The sequence below is a fragment of the Virgibacillus alimentarius genome, assembly GCF_017874635.1.
GTDB classification, from domain to species: Bacteria; Bacillota; Bacilli; order Bacillales; family Amphibacillaceae; genus Virgibacillus_B; species Virgibacillus_B alimentarius.
The window spans coordinates 1-14,820 of the sequence record NZ_JAGIKX010000030.1 but is presented as its reverse complement, the minus strand read 5'-3'; the positions used below and the strand labels follow the sequence as shown (position 1 = coordinate 14,820).

Below are 14,820 nucleotides of genomic sequence, written 5' to 3'. Positions count from 1 at the left end.
CCTCTAAGTTTTTAGTACAAAGGAAAGAATTTGCTCATAAATCTCTTTTGGCCTTTCTTCTGTTATTAAATGACCAGCTTTTTCATACGTTATTAATTTAGCGTTTGGTAAATCTTTAACCAGGCGGCGTCCAACATGAAGCGGTACAACATTGTCTTTCTCTCCCCAAATTAATAAAGCAGGCGTATGGATTGTTTGAAGTTGCTCAGGCTTTAAGTCACCTTCCCGGTGGCGCAGCAATCGGACAAGTGATTTGTAAAAGTTTCCTTCTTCTAGTGGTCTTCCGTATTCTTCTAGTAATTCGGATGTAATGAATGATGGATCATAAAGGGCATTTGTTAAGGTTTGTTTCACGCCTTGCTTTTGTATTTTACGTTTAGCAATTAAATGAAATAATGGTAAATAAGAGCTGTAAATGAGTGATTTACGCACTTTCCCCAAGTAAGATGAACTGGCTAAAAGGATTAATTTATTTATTTTTTGAGGGATTATTCTAGTAGTATATAAAGCAATCTGACCACCCATGGAATGCCCAGCAATTGTAACGTTTTTAAGCTGGAAATAGTCAATGCATTCAGCAACCAGCCTTGCATAATTTGCATAAGAATAAATAAAAGTTGTTGATTTCTCGCTTCGCCCGAACCCTATTAGATCAATGGCTATCACGGAGAAATTCTTTTGTAATAAAGGAATCAAACGATTAAATGTATAGGTAGATGAAACGAATCCATGGAGCAATAGAATCGGCGGTTTTTCGTTTAGGAAGTATTCACAATAAACCTTCGCCCCAGCAAGCGTAATCATCGTTTTCGTATATGCATTCTTTTTCACCTTATCATCACCAATCAGAAAATAGTATTACTATAGTATTTGCGTGAACAAAACAGAATATGAGGTACGCCTCACCTTAAACTTTACCACTTTAGATTAGCGGGGGACAGTCCCTAAAATTTACTTTTGCTTCTATTTTGTCTACAATTATAGTAGAGGTGATAGGAGTGGCGGTTGTTACAGTTGATTTTGATGGAACGCTTTTTAGGGGAAGCTCATTCAAAGTTATGGTAAGGGTGGCGAGGAAGGAATTTTCGCCTATGCAATGGGCTGTTGTTTCAGGTGGATTGGTCCGTGCAACAGGTTTAGGTGTTACGAAAGGTAAGAATGCATTTCGTAAACAATTTTTTAGATCGTTTGCGAAGGCTTTTCGTGGAAAAACAAGACAGGAATTGAATGGATTTTTCCAGAGATTAGTGAATATAGGTATTCGTGAAGTAAACCAGGATCTCGTAGTAAAAATCAAAGAGCACCAGAATAAGGGTGATTCGATTATTGTTTTATCTGGTGCATTAACTCCTTTTTTGAACATCTTTATTAGAGATGCAGGTCTTGATGTTCATGTGATCAGCACGGAATTATATTTTAACGAGCAGGACATATGCACGGATGTTGGAACGGTGATTAATGGACAAGAAAAGGTGAAAAAGGTACGGGAATGGATCGCAAATGCGAAAAGAAATGGTGAAATCACAGACGATGAAGCAAAGGAGATCTGGGCATATGCAGATAGTGAAAGTGATATCCCGTTATTTGAATTTGCGAAACATCCGATTGTGGTGAATCCGAATAACAATATGAAGGCAATTGCAAATGAAAATAACTGGCCTGTATTGCTATAAGAATTGATGTTAAAAATAGTTTGTATCGCTTAGAAGGATTCAAACTATTTTTGTATGTAGTAGATTTAAGATAGGATAACTATTAATGGAAGCTATTTTTTGATATGAATGATAGAAATTGAAGGATTGGAGGATATGTACATGAAGCAAGAACAACTTATTTTACAGAAGCGCCCAAATGGGATGCCTACGAAAGAGACATTTCAGTTTCGGGAGATTGAAATTCCTGAACCAAAGGATGAAGAAATTTTATTAAAAACGCTTTACGTGTCGGTAGATCCATATATGCGCGGCAGAATGTCGGATGGTCCTTCCTATGTAGAACCTTTCCAGGTTGGTGAACCATTGACAGGCGGTGTCGTTGCACAAGTGATAAAGTCAAATCATGACCATTTTAAAAAGGGTGATATTGTTCGAGGAAACCTTCCCTTTCAAGAATATCAGGTGACAAATACCACGCAAATTAGCAAGGTAGAAACGGGTGGCTTAAGCCCTCGTACTGCACTTAGTGTACTTGGAATGCCGGGGCTTACTGCATACTTTGGCATGATGCATATCGGTGAGCCAAAAGAAGGCGAAACCGTTGTAGTTTCTGGTGCAGCTGGAGCTGTTGGGCAAATTGCAGGTCAATTGGCGAAGAAAGTAGGGGCACGTGTTATTGGGATTGTAGGTTCTAAAGAAAAGGCGGCATACATTACGGAAACCCTTGGTTATGATGTTGCGGTGGAATATAAAAAGGGAAATCTTGCAGGTCAATTAAAAGAAGCATGTCCAAACGGAATTGATGTATATTATGAAAATGTTGGCGGGAATATTTCAGATGCTGTGTGGCCGCTATTAAATACGTTTGCTCGTGTGCCTGTGTGCGGTGCAATCTCATCTTATAACTTAAAAGAAGGAGAAGCGGATATAGGATTACGTATGCAACCGTTTCTAATCAAAGCCCGCGCTAAAATGCAAGGATTTATCGTTGGAGATTTTGCAGATCATTTTCATGAGGCATATGCATTCCTTAGTGAAGCTGTAGCTAATGGAGATCTGAAATTTGAAGAAACAATTAAAGAAGGCTTTCATTCCATCCCAGAAGCTTTTCTAGGTTTATTTTCCGGTGAAAATATTGGAAAACAGTTGGTTAAAGTTGTAGATGGTGAGTAATTGAGATAAATGGAATTGGTCGTACCTCTTGGGGTTAAGAGGTACGCTTTTTTTATATACTGTAGCTTTTTGCAAATAACAATAAAAATAACGAACATTAATTGTGGTACAATAATTAATAGAAAATTGTTAAAATTGGTAAATGGCAAGGATTTTTTGTATATTTATATTACTGTAAAGCGTGAAGTGATAATAGTTGATTTACACCTTAGAGGAAATGCGAAAAGGGTGTGATAGAGCTGAATCTATGTATCTATCATCAGGATAGGCAAATAGATTGAAATATTTCATTCATGCAAATAACTCCGTAAGTCAGAAGTCTTTTTGGCTGGTAACGACCAATAAACAAAAGATGGAGGAGAAAAAAATGAATACGCATCAATTAGTTTTCGATAATATGGTAAGAATAAATCCTCAAACCGCCATGATAACCATGAATGAAGAAAGAGTCGCTATGTTTTCTGTTGAAGCTCTGGGAGTATTGCGCAGGGATTTAATCTCTACATTGGGAAAGGAAAGGGCGAAAGGTTTTTTGTTAAGATATGGTTGGGCTTGCGGGGAAAAAGCGGCTGAGAGTATTTTATCTAAAACAAATAGAAAGTCGTTGGAGGAGTTGTTGCTTGCCGGTCCTTCCCTTCATACGGCACAGGGTTTAGTCAAAGTGGAGGCAGACCGGTTAGAAGTCGATGATTCTACTCTGTATTTTAGTGGTTACTGGAAAAATTCATTTGAAGCTGAAGAGCATCAGCATCATTATGGTTCCACAAATGAAGCTGTTTGCTGGATACTTGAGGGGTTCGCAAGTGGGTATTTAACAAAGGTTTTTGGAAAAGACGTTTTAGCCCATGAAGAAAAATGTGTAGCTAAAGGGGATGCTCATTGTTCTTTTATCGCCAAAACAAAAGAACATTGTGAAAAAGTGCACCAAGCTTATGATCGATACTACAAAGCAGATTCATTAGCGAATGAATTAGATCATTTATATAATGAACTTGAAACAATGAATCAAAATATTATAGCGTCTGATAAGATACAAGAGGAATTAACGAATGTTTTTCTTGAGGACAAGGGATTGACTGAAACGATCGGATTTATTGCAAACACTTTAAAAAGAAGTATTATTATCGATTATTATAAAAAGGAAATTGAAAGCGTTTTCGTTTGTGAGGAACATAAAGATGCTTACTATAATTGGACAGACAAATTTAATTATCTGGAAGAAGACAAAAAAATATCCAAACATATCAAGTAAGGGCAAACAACATTAATCTTGGGCGTATGGTTGTTTTGGGAAATGAAAAAATGAGCATGAAAGAAGAGTTAATTATAAAAAAGGCGTTAGGAATATTTTCGATACAGTTATTTCATCAATGGAAATTAACACGTTCTTTATGGAAGAAGAAAGAGGACTTATTTGAAGATATGCTCAAAACTGAAAAATTGGATTCTTATAAAAGGGTATCTCATTTGTTTCATTTTGATCCAAATGGTATAAATCGGGTGATAACATTAAGAATTCACTCCGAACAAAAGCAAACAGAAATATTGCAATATCTTATCTCGCTTTATCCAAACAAAGATATTTTCTCGAAAGACTCGTATATTGTTATTATTGCTACAGAAGAAGATGGGGGAGATACTGGGAACTTTTGTTCAGAATTTAAAAAAATGCTCCAAGAAGATTTTAAATCAATTCTTGTCCATATTGGTGTGGGAAGAGAGGCAAAGGACATTGCATCTTTAATCAATAGTTATCAGGATAGTCGTCAAATCAATGAATTTTTACAATTAGCTCATCCGGATGATAGTTGTGTATCCTTTTTTGAAGAACTGGAACCGTTTATGCTTTTATTAAAAGGAACGGATCAAAAAGAGCTGATCAGTTTTTACCATAACGCAATTGGTGAGTTAGTAGCGTATGATCGTAATTATGAAACAAACTTCTTGCATACATTGAAGGTGTATTTGGATAATAATGGTAACCTGCAACAAACTTCGGATGATTTACATTTGTCGATCTCAGGACTACGTTATCGCATGGAACGAATTGAAAAGCTGTGTGGTACTGATTTGAAAACAGGGAATGAACGATTTAAGTATCAGCTGGCCATTCGGATTCATTTTGCATTGAAAGTAAATAAATCGAATATTTTTTCATGAAATAGAAAAGCCTGCAATGGAGTATTGCAGGCTTTTCTAATGCTCTAAGATAAATTTTCTTTGATGGTTCTGTATGATTAATAGATTTTGGAACCGCTTCAATTCTATGAACTCTCAAGGAGGATTTATCCATGATTGAAACAAAAACAAAAAGACCGTTAACCGGAAAAGAGTACTTGGAAAGTTTAAGAGATAATCGAGAAGTGTGGCTGCATGGTGAAAGAGTGAATGATGTTACAACACATCCTGCTTTTCGAAACGCTGCTCGTTCCATAGCGATGCAATATGATGCGTTACATGACGAAAAAACAAAAGATATTATCACTACTCCAACAGATACAGGAAATGGCGGCTATACACATAAGTTCTTTCAATATGATAAAACATCGGCAGATCTTCTGCATTCGAGAAATGCGATCGCGGAGTGGGCGAAATTAACTTACGGACAAATGGGTAGATCTCCCGATTATAAAGCTTCTTTTCTAGCTACTTTAGGTGCCGACCCAGATTATTACGGGGAGTATGCTGATAACGCTAGAAAGTGGTATAAGGAAGCACAAGAGAAAAACTGGTTTTTTAATCACGCTATTATCAACCCACCAGTAGATCGAAATAAGCCATTGGAGGCAGTTAAAGACGTATTTATCAGAGCCGAAGAAGAAACGGATGAAGGTGTCATTATAAGCGGAATGAAAATGGTGGCAACAGGTTCAGCATTAACGAACTATAACTTTGTTGCTCAATACGGAGCTGTGCCTGTTGGATCAGAAGAAATGGCACTGGCTTTCATCGCACCAATGGATACACCAGGCGTTAAAATGATTTGCCGTCAATCCTATGAAATGCAAGCTTCTGTGATGGGAAGTCCATTCGATTACCCGTTAAGCAGTCGCTTTGATGAAAATGATGCCGTTCTTATTTTCGAGAGAGCACTAATTCCATGGGAAAACATTTTAATTTATAGAGATGTAGATAAAGCAAATAACTTCTTTCCAGAGAGTGGGTTTTTGCAGCGATTCACATTTCATGGTGTTACTCGATTAGCAGTGAAACTTGACTTTATTTCCGGACTATTAATTAAGGCAGTACAAACAAACGGGACGAACAAATTTAGAGGTGTTCAGTCTAATGTCGGGGAGGTGATTGCTTGGAAAAACATGTTCTGGGCAATGAGTGATTCCATGGCTTTAAATCCTGATAAAGGTCCAAAGGGAACGGTGGTCCCTAATCTAAACTATGGATTATCTTACCGCGTATTTATGTCAGAAGGCTGGCCAAAGATTAAAGAAATTATTGAAAACGTTGTTGCAGGAAACTTAATTGTACAACCATCAAGTTCTCGTGATTTTAAGAATCCTGAGCTAAGACCATTAATTGATCGTTTGTATCGTGGTTCTAATGACATTACATCACTCGAGAAGATTAAGCTTATTAAATTGCTGTGGGATGCGATTGGCACAGAGTATGGCGGGCGACATGAATTATATGAGCGAAATTACTCTGGAAACCATGAAAACATCCGCTTAGAGAATCTTGTTACAGCAAATGATACAGGACAAGCAGCTGAATTAGAGGCATTCGCAGATCAATGTATGGCTGACTATGACTTAGATGGATGGGTTAATAAAACATGGATTAATCCAGATGATGTCAGTTATTTTAAGTAATCATTACATGCACTAAGAGGAGGAGTTACAAGTGAACGTCTTTCAGGAGAATGAACTAACATTAGAGGCTTCTATTGTATCGATCGGAGCATTTGATGGAATGCATCGCGGGCATCAGGCATTAATTACCAAAGCAGCAGAGAGAGCGCGAAGGTTAAACATTCCTTCCGTTGTATATACATTTAATCCTCCTCCGCGTGCCCATTTTCAAAATCATATCATGCTTACATCTGTAGAGGAAAAAATCAAGATTATCAAAGAACTTGGAATTGACTATATTATTGTAGCAAATTTTAATGATAGCTATGCTGCACGTTCTGTTTATGCGTTTATCGATGAACTAGAAGACATAGGAACACAGGAGATTTGGGTAGGAAAAGATTTTCATTTTGGAAAAGGAAAAAGTGGAAACGTACATTTATTATCTGAGTATTTCAACACATGTACGCTACCCTTTGTAACATGTGATAAAGGCGAGACGATTTCTTCGACAAGGATTAGAAATTTAATTCATAAAAATGATTGGTTTCAAGCTTATCATCTCTTAGGCAGAAATAAGCTTGAGAAAATAAAATAAGAATTAGGAGGAATTGATAATGGCAGAAGCAGTTGTAAAAAATGAACGTGTGTTGGAAGTGTATGAAAGTTTTGTAAAACACATGAAGAAGTTTTTGGATGAGCAGCAGCTCAATCATGAAGAATACACAAATTTTGTTGAGTGGGCTGACCGATTAGGTCGGAGCGGGGAAATTCCATTATTTCTGGATGTATTTGTAGAAACGTATGTTTTAGAAGCAAAATATAAAAAATTACCTGGAACTGAACCATCGCTATTAGGACCTTATTTCACGGAAGGGTCTCCGCTAATAGAAGATAAGCCAGCGGTGATGTCAATGCGTCCAGTTGATAAAGAAAAGGGAGAAAAACTCATCTTCCGCGGTAATGTCAGCTCAGTAAATGGTCAAAAGTTAGCAAATACCAAAGTCGAATTTTGGCAGAATGATGCAGATGGTTTATATTCGAATTTTGATTCTGATGCACCTGACTTTAACTTAAGAGGTCATTTTTATACAGATGAGAATGGAGATTTTGAAGTACATTCGATTGTACCGATCCCGTATCAAATTCCAACAGACGGACCAACTGGTGAATTTGTAAGTGCGGCGGGATATCACGCTTATCGACCTGCCCATCTTCACTTGATGCTTGAAAAAGAGGGGCATGAAACATTAATTACGCAAGTTTTCTTCCAAGGTGATGAATGGTTAGAAACAGATGTTGCCAATGGAGTTAGATCCTCCTTACTCACTGGTCTCAAGCAAGTTGGTGATCATAAGGAAGCATCTTTAGATTTCGTATTGCGGACGGAGTAATAACAATAAACAATAGTAGAAAGGAGAATATAACCATGGATGATCGAGTCTTTCGAAATACAATGGGAAAATTTGCAACAGGAGTTACAGTCATTACAACAAAAGTTGGAAAAGACGTACATGGGATGACAGCAAATGCATTTATGTCTGTATCGTTAGACCCAAAGTTAATTACCATTTCGATTGATAACAAAGCTAATATGCTTGAGAAGATTAAAAAATCTGGTCAATTTGCAGTGAGCATGCTTGGAGAAGAACAGCAAGATATTTCGATGCACTTTGCTGGACAAAAGACAAAAGAAGAAGGTATTGAATTTGACCTTGTTCACAACGTGCCAATTGTTCGTGATGCTTTAGCGAATGTTGTGTGTGATGTATATGACTCTTATGTAGTGGGGGATCACACGTTATTTATTGGTAAAGTGTTTGAAATCGCTTTAAGAGATGGTAGTCCACTGGCATTTTATCAGGGTAAATATGGAAACTACAGACAACTAGAATATTCGAAATAGTAATGTATAAATAGGAGGCTGTCTCAAAAGGTCGTGCATCACGCTCTTATACGAGACAGCTTTATTCAATCCCGGAAGAGGTGAGAAGATGAATTATTATAAAAAGAACATTAATGGAAAAAACATCCAAATTGTAGACTATCCTGGGGAAAAAGGGCCAATTATTGCGATTCATGGTTTAACCGGAACACATAAAAACATGCATTATTATGCTGAACAATTTAAAGGCGAGTATCGTTTTATTGCCGTTGACCTGCGAGGGCGGGGCAATAGTGATGAAACTGACCGAGAACCATCTATCTTTAAACACGCAGAAGATATTTTGGGGTTAATAAAAGAACTAAAAATCGAACGTCCAATGCTGCTCGGACATTCCATGGGCGCCTTTATATCAGCGATTGTCGCAAGTAAATTAGATAGTGTACAAGCGGTGATTTTATTAGATGGAGCGGCAAAGATGACAGGTCACCAGCAGGCGATTGTGAAACCATCTTTGGGAAGATTAAGTAAAACCTATGACTCTAAAGAACAATATATCGACGAAATCAAAGGGATTTATCAAAATTTGGGTATTGCCTGGAACGATACGATGGAAAATACAGTTGCGTATGAAGTCATGCAGGTAGGCGATCACTGGGAAAATAAATCAACAGAATCTCGTATTCTTGCAGACTTTGAGAGTTTCTATACTTTTCATCCAAAAGAAATTTGTTCCCAGATTACCTGCCCAGTCCTATTGGTTTATGCTGAAAGCAAAATTGGTACTATGCCACCGCTGTTTTACTTAAGCGATTATCAAGAAACACAAACATACACGAAAAATTTGGAAACTGTTATATCAGACTGTAACCATTATACGATGGTCTTTGAAAAAAGGGACGATATTAACCATGCAATCCGAAACTTTTTTAAAAAGATAAGTGGATCAGGTCGTTCCCTATCCTAGCTATTCAAGCGTAAATAAAGAATAAAGGTGGTTAAACAATGAGTGAAGGATTGGCTTATTTTAAAGAAGTATACGATGAAGTACCTGGCTGGGTACAGAAAATGCATGATTATAGTCCCCGTGTACTCGATCATTATACAGGCATTCGCGGGGAAATTATGCAGGACGGTGCATTATCAAGAAAGGAGAAAGATGTCCTTGTTGCCAGCATGAACGCTGCACGCTTATATCCGCGAAGTATGGTGTACCACACCAAAGGCGCGATCGATTATGGATGCCCTGTGCCAGAGCTGATTGAATATTTTCTCGTTGCTTATCTGTATGGTGGTTCAAAGTCTTTGAAACTATCATTAGAAGCTATTGCTTATGCGATGGAACTAAAAGGCGTCATGGTAAAACAACCATCAAAAACGCCTGAGACAATCGAAGGAGTGATGCAGACGATCCGGGAGTGGATGAACGGGGAAGATATCCATTTTATTGAGGAAATTTTTAGCCTCATCGAAACAGGCGATGAACAGAAAGTGGAAGAAAAAATTCTCACAGATGGGAACGTATCCACAAAATTAAAGCATTTAAACATGGTAGGAAATTATATAACGGAATTAAAAGGACAAGAGGCTCAAGGCTGGATGGAAAAAGCTAGAGAAGCCGGGGCATCGGAAGCTGAACTTGCAGATGTAGGGTATATCTGTATTTTAACGGCAGGCATTCCGACATGGTTTGAAATGAGCGATTCATTGAAGCTTAATAAATGAAGGGGGGAGTTCCATGTCGAAAATAAAACAGGATGTGCAAGAAACGTTATCATGCGTCAAGTCGGGTCATACCGTGCTTGTTGGCGGATTTGGCCTTATCGGTGCACCACTAACGTTAATTGACGGTTTAACGAAGAGGGATGTCAGCGATTTAACGATCGTCAGTAATAACTTGGGGGAATCTGGAAAAGGTTTAGGCATTCTTCTAAACCAAAACAAAATTAAAAAAGGGATTGGCTCTTATTTTACAAGTAACCGGGATGTTGGAGATAAATATCAGCGGGGAGAAATCGATCTTCAATTACTTCCGCAAGGTACGTTAGCTGAATCGCTTCGTGCGGGCGGAGCAGGGTTGGGAGGTTATTATACGACAACAGGAGTAGGCACCAAACTGGCTGAAGGGAAAGAAGAACGTGAAATCGACGGAGTGAGATATGTATTTGAAAAGGCAATTCGAGCGGATGTGGCACTTATTCGTGCGCATAAAGCCGATACGTTGGGAAACGTCGTCTATTATAAAACGGCTCGAAACTTTAATCCATTAATGGCTTCAGCCGCAAAAACGGTTATTGTTGAAGTGGATGAAATTGTCGAACCTGGAGAGTTAAATCCAGAAGCAATTGCCACACCGCATTTATATATTGACCATATTGTGAAGGCAGCGCACATTTTAACCAAGGAAGGAGTGGTTCATTCATGAAAACCAAATTAAGTAAAAAGGAAATGCAGCATCGAATCGCGGCTCGAGCTGCGAAAGAATTAAAAGGGCCTTGTGTCGTTAATTTGGGGATTGGTATTCCAACACTTATACCAGAATATTTGCAGGATGAGAATATATTTCTGCATACGGAAAATGGACTGCTGGGCGTCACAGATGTGGAAGAAGAGGATATGGACCCGAATCTGGTCAATGCGGGAAAATTGCCAGTTGGTGAAGCAGTAGGTGCAGCTTATTTTCATAGTTCTGATTCGTTTGCAATGATTCGCGGAGGACATGTCGATGTTGCTGTCTTAGGTGTTTTGCAAGTAGAGCAAACTGGAATCATTGCCAACTGGGCAGTACCGGGAAAAAATATCATGGGTGTCGGCGGTGCAATGGATTTATTGGTTGGTGCCAAAAAGGTGATTGTCACGATGAGTCATACATCCAAAGATGGCAAGAGTAAACTTTTAAAGGAATGCACGTATCCTATTACTTCGACAAGAAGTGTGGATATGATTATTACAGAACTGGCCGTTTTTAAAGTTGCAGATAAACAAATGCAACTGGTAGAACTCATGCCAGGTGTAACAATCGAAGAAGTCAGAGAAAAAACAGAAGCAGATTTTATCGAAATGCATGAAGAAAGGGGATAACTTTCACCATGAATATTCATTCTGTTGATGTCTATATATTAGATTTGCCGACCATTCGCCCGCATCAACTGGCGATGCATACCATTGTAGAGCAGACAATTGTGATTGCCTGTATCACTGATGAAGAAGGAAGAGAAGGATGGGGAGAGGTAGCTACGATCGGCGGTGCGTCCTACGGTGAATCCACTCCAGAGGCTATAAAAGTCAATGTCGATACCTATATAACTCCACATTTGCTTGGTGAAAACCCGGTTCACTTTGACAAAGTGATGCACGACGTTTCCCTCCATGTACGAGGAAACCATTTTGCCAAAGCGCTTGTTGAAACTGCGGTCATCGATTTGGCTGCAAAAATAAAAAATGTCCCTGCTTATGAGTTGTTTGGTGGACAAATCCATTCCTCTCTGCCTGTCGCTTGGACCTTGGCAAGCGGAGATACAGGAAAGGATATTGAAGAAGCACAGGAAATGTTACATCAAAGGCGGCACAATATCTTTAAATTGAAAATTGGGAAGGGCGATCCATATCAGAATGTACAGCATGTGCTCGAAATTCAAAAGGCAGTTGGTGACCAAGCACGGTTAACGGTGGATGTGAACCAGGCTTGGGATGAGTATACAGCGAATGATTGTATAGCAGTGCTGGAGGATGGCGGTGTATCGATGATTGAACAGCCACTGCCAACGTGGGATCAGGAGGGGATGAGCCGTCTCACGAGTCGGTTTAAAGTTCCTATTATGGCAGATGAAGCAGCTAACACGGTCCAGGATGCTTTTCAAATCGCAAAGTATCGTGCAGGAAATTCCATTGCCTTGAAAGTATGTAAAGCTGGTGGAATGACACAGACGAAAAAAGTAGCTGCGATTGCGGAAGGTGCAGGTCTTGGATTGTACGGTGGGACCATGATTGAATCGACACTTGGTACCGCGATATGTGCACATCTTTATGCGACCATTCCAGGATTTACATTTGGAACGGAATTATTTGGACCACTTCTATTCAAAGATAAGATAACTACCAATCCGATAAAATATGAAAACTTTGAAATTGTCATTCCGGACGGACCTGGGTTTGGAATGGAGATAGACAAGGAAAAAGTAAAACATTATGCAAGAGCATGGAAGGTGATGACATGAAACATGTTGTCATTGTAGATGCGGTTCGAACAGCTATTGGTAAGCTTGGTGGGACACTAAGCAATGAGACAGCGGATTTCCTTGGATCACATGTAGTGGAGGAACTGATCAGACGGACAGACATCGATAAACAAGTTATTGAAGAAGTAATATTAGGTCAAGCAAAACAAAGCGCAGATGCATCGAATATAGCTCGAGTTGCTCAATTACGAGCAGGGATACCAGCCGAAATTCCTGCATATACCCTGCATAGACAGTGTGGATCCGGTGTTCAGGTAGTTAACTCAGCTACCCAGCAAATATCCTGTGGATTAAGCAAAATCATTATTGCTGGTGGAACGGAATCGATGAGCACAGCGCCCTATTATGTAAATGACATCCGTTTTGGGACAACATCGGGTAATGTCACTTTAAAAGATCCCAATACCGCAAGTCAGCCAGGTTCCCAGCCTAAGGAGGATTATGGAAATTTAAATATGGGCATTACCGCTGAGAATGTTGCAGAAAAATACGGAATTTCAAGAGAAGCGCAAGATGCTTTTGCCTTAAGAAGCCAAGAGAATGCTAAGCAAGCTATTGCTAATGGTTCCTTCGAAAATGAAATTGTACCTTATACCGTTCAAACTAGGAAAAATACGATTACTTTTAAAAAAGATGAGCATCCGAGAGACACAAGTCTTGAAAAACTAGCAAAACTAAAGCCTGTTTTTAAAAAAGATGGCACAGTCACAGCAGGAAATGCTAGTGGACGTAATGATGGAGCTGCAGCATTACTTGTCATGGCTGAAGAAGAAGCGTTAAAATATGGCTATAAACCAAAAGTTCGTATTCTCGCACAAGCCTCAACCGGATGCTCACCAGAATTGATGGGGATGGGTCCGGTTCATGCGACATTAAAAGCGCTAAAGCAAACAAATTTATCGATCCATGATTTAGATGTAGTTGAATTAAATGAAGCCTTTGCTTCCCAGTCCCTTGCATGTGTGAGAGAATTAGAGCTTGATATGGATAAGGTAAATCCAAATGGTGGAGCAATCGCCATGGGGCATCCAATAGGAGCAACAGGTGCGATTCTTTTTACAAAATTAATTCATGAATTGGAAAGAACCGGAAAGAAATATGGTTTAGTAACATTATGCATTGCAGGCGGAATGGGAATAGCAACAATTATAGAAAATTTGCAAGTTTAATCGTTTATAACAATGTATTTTCCAGTTAGTAAACGGAATCGTAGAGAGGGGATTACATATGCCAAATACAAACGCAAATACATTTTATCCAGAAGCTATCGGGGTTCAGGAAATGTATAAACTTATGATCGGTTCTGTTGTTCCGCGCCCAATTGCATGGGTGTCTACAAAAAGCAAAGAAGGTATGTTGAATCTAGCACCATTTAGTTTTTTTACAGTTGCTTCCAGGCAGCCACCTACCCTATCTATTACGATTGGGCGAGGGGCTAAGGAAAGAGCGGGGACAGTGAAGGATACATTAACGAATATTCGTGAAACGAAAACGTTTATTATTAACGTTGTTCCTGAAGCACTTGCGAATCAGATGTATGAGTCATCCAAACATGTCGAAAGTTCTGTAAATGAGTTTGAAAAAGCCTGTGTAACACCTGTGTCCTCTCAAAAGAGTGGAATTCCTTACGTGAAAGAGTCACCCATTGCTTTTGAATGTGCACTTGATCGGATTATTAAGGTAGGAACCGATCATATGGTTCTCGGCCAAATCCAGTGCGTTTGTGTGGATGAATCTGCGTATAGCGGAAATTATAGAATAAATATTGAAAACTGGAAGCCTCTCGCACGGTTAGCTGGCAATTATGCTCCTCTAGGTTGTTCATTTAAATTACCAAAATAGAAATTGAGAAGAGGCTGGGACAAAACTCGGCTAAATAGCGAAAAAAGAATTCAGTAGATACTGGATTCTTTTTTGCTTTGGTTTTAAAATGATTAATTATTCTGCTAATAATTAGTAAACAAAAAAAGCACCTTCTGGTAAGATAAAAGTGACCAAACCATTACTCACCGGAGGTGCTCTTATGTTTAAACATTATACCATGAATCAAGTGATTTTGCCTT

Annotated in this window: 16 protein-coding genes; 15 read left to right on the top strand and 1 reads right to left on the bottom strand. The window is 38.8% G+C overall.

Going from position 1 to position 14,820, the window contains the following annotated elements; all coding sequences use genetic code 11:
* Window positions 1-3: 3 nt before the first annotated feature.
* A complete protein-coding gene (locus J2Z81_RS12755) occupies window positions 4-831 on the bottom strand; it encodes an alpha/beta fold hydrolase (RefSeq protein ID WP_319023840.1) in 828 nt (275 codons plus the stop codon).
* Between the two features lie 167 nt (window positions 832-998).
* Between J2Z81_RS12755 and J2Z81_RS12750 the strand changes: the two genes are divergently transcribed.
* From J2Z81_RS12750 to J2Z81_RS12680, 15 genes are all read left to right on the top strand, one after another.
* Window positions 999-1,673 (top strand): HAD family hydrolase, encoded by a 675-nt coding sequence (locus J2Z81_RS12750; RefSeq protein WP_029267202.1) that lies wholly within the window; start codon window positions 999-1,001, stop codon window positions 1,671-1,673.
* Between the two features lie 141 nt (window positions 1,674-1,814).
* Window positions 1,815-2,828, top strand: coding sequence for an NADP-dependent oxidoreductase (locus J2Z81_RS12745; protein WP_390337632.1), 1,014 nt, complete (start codon window positions 1,815-1,817; stop codon window positions 2,826-2,828).
* Window positions 2,829-3,195: 367 nt separating this feature from the next.
* Window positions 3,196-4,080, top strand: coding sequence for a XylR N-terminal domain-containing protein (locus tag J2Z81_RS12740; protein WP_226371492.1), 885 nt, complete (start codon window positions 3,196-3,198; stop codon window positions 4,078-4,080).
* Between the two features lie 50 nt (window positions 4,081-4,130).
* Window positions 4,131-4,988 (top strand): PucR family transcriptional regulator, encoded by an 858-nt coding sequence (locus tag J2Z81_RS12735; RefSeq protein WP_226371491.1) that lies wholly within the window; start codon window positions 4,131-4,133, stop codon window positions 4,986-4,988.
* A 131-nt stretch (window positions 4,989-5,119) separates the two neighbouring features.
* Window positions 5,120-6,655: a 4-hydroxyphenylacetate 3-hydroxylase N-terminal domain-containing protein gene (locus J2Z81_RS12730; RefSeq protein WP_226371490.1), complete on the top strand. Its 1,536-nt coding sequence runs from the start codon at window positions 5,120-5,122 to the stop codon at window positions 6,653-6,655.
* Between the two features lie 31 nt (window positions 6,656-6,686).
* The gene (locus J2Z81_RS12725) at window positions 6,687-7,232 is read left to right on the top strand and encodes an FAD synthetase family protein (RefSeq protein WP_226371489.1); all 546 of its coding nucleotides are present in this window, start codon (window positions 6,687-6,689) and stop codon (window positions 7,230-7,232) included.
* 19 nt (window positions 7,233-7,251) lie between these two features.
* Complete coding sequence (locus J2Z81_RS12720) at window positions 7,252-8,028, top strand: dioxygenase family protein (RefSeq protein WP_226981354.1); 777 nt, start codon at window positions 7,252-7,254, stop codon at window positions 8,026-8,028.
* A 35-nt stretch (window positions 8,029-8,063) separates the two neighbouring features.
* Window positions 8,064-8,540 carry a flavin reductase family protein gene (locus J2Z81_RS12715; RefSeq protein ID WP_226371488.1) on the top strand — a complete coding sequence of 159 codons (477 nt, stop codon included), beginning with the start codon at window positions 8,064-8,066 and terminating at the stop codon, window positions 8,538-8,540.
* An 88-nt stretch (window positions 8,541-8,628) separates the two neighbouring features.
* The gene (locus tag J2Z81_RS12710; RefSeq protein ID WP_226371487.1) at window positions 8,629-9,486 is read left to right on the top strand and encodes an alpha/beta fold hydrolase; all 858 of its coding nucleotides are present in this window, start codon (window positions 8,629-8,631) and stop codon (window positions 9,484-9,486) included.
* Window positions 9,487-9,524: 38 nt separating this feature from the next.
* A complete protein-coding gene (locus J2Z81_RS12705; RefSeq protein WP_226371486.1) occupies window positions 9,525-10,244 on the top strand; it encodes a carboxymuconolactone decarboxylase family protein in 720 nt (239 codons plus the stop codon).
* Window positions 10,245-10,257: 13 nt separating this feature from the next.
* Window positions 10,258-10,944 (top strand): CoA transferase subunit A, encoded by a 687-nt coding sequence (locus J2Z81_RS12700; RefSeq protein WP_226371485.1) that lies wholly within the window; start codon window positions 10,258-10,260, stop codon window positions 10,942-10,944.
* A complete protein-coding gene (locus tag J2Z81_RS12695) occupies window positions 10,941-11,600 on the top strand; it encodes a 3-oxoacid CoA-transferase subunit B (protein ID WP_226371484.1) in 660 nt (219 codons plus the stop codon). Before J2Z81_RS12700 ends, J2Z81_RS12695 begins: the two co-directional genes overlap by 4 nt.
* Before the next feature lie 8 nt (window positions 11,601-11,608).
* Window positions 11,609-12,736 (top strand): muconate cycloisomerase family protein, encoded by a 1,128-nt coding sequence (locus J2Z81_RS12690; protein WP_226371483.1) that lies wholly within the window; start codon window positions 11,609-11,611, stop codon window positions 12,734-12,736.
* Entirely contained in the window at window positions 12,733-13,926 is a 1,194-nt protein-coding gene (locus tag J2Z81_RS12685) for a thiolase family protein (RefSeq protein ID WP_226371482.1), read from the top strand. Before J2Z81_RS12690 ends, J2Z81_RS12685 begins: the two co-directional genes overlap by 4 nt.
* A gap of 58 nt (window positions 13,927-13,984) precedes the next feature.
* Window positions 13,985-14,599 (top strand): flavin reductase family protein, encoded by a 615-nt coding sequence (locus J2Z81_RS12680; RefSeq protein WP_226371481.1) that lies wholly within the window; start codon window positions 13,985-13,987, stop codon window positions 14,597-14,599.
* The last annotated feature ends 221 nt before the right edge of the window (window positions 14,600-14,820 follow it).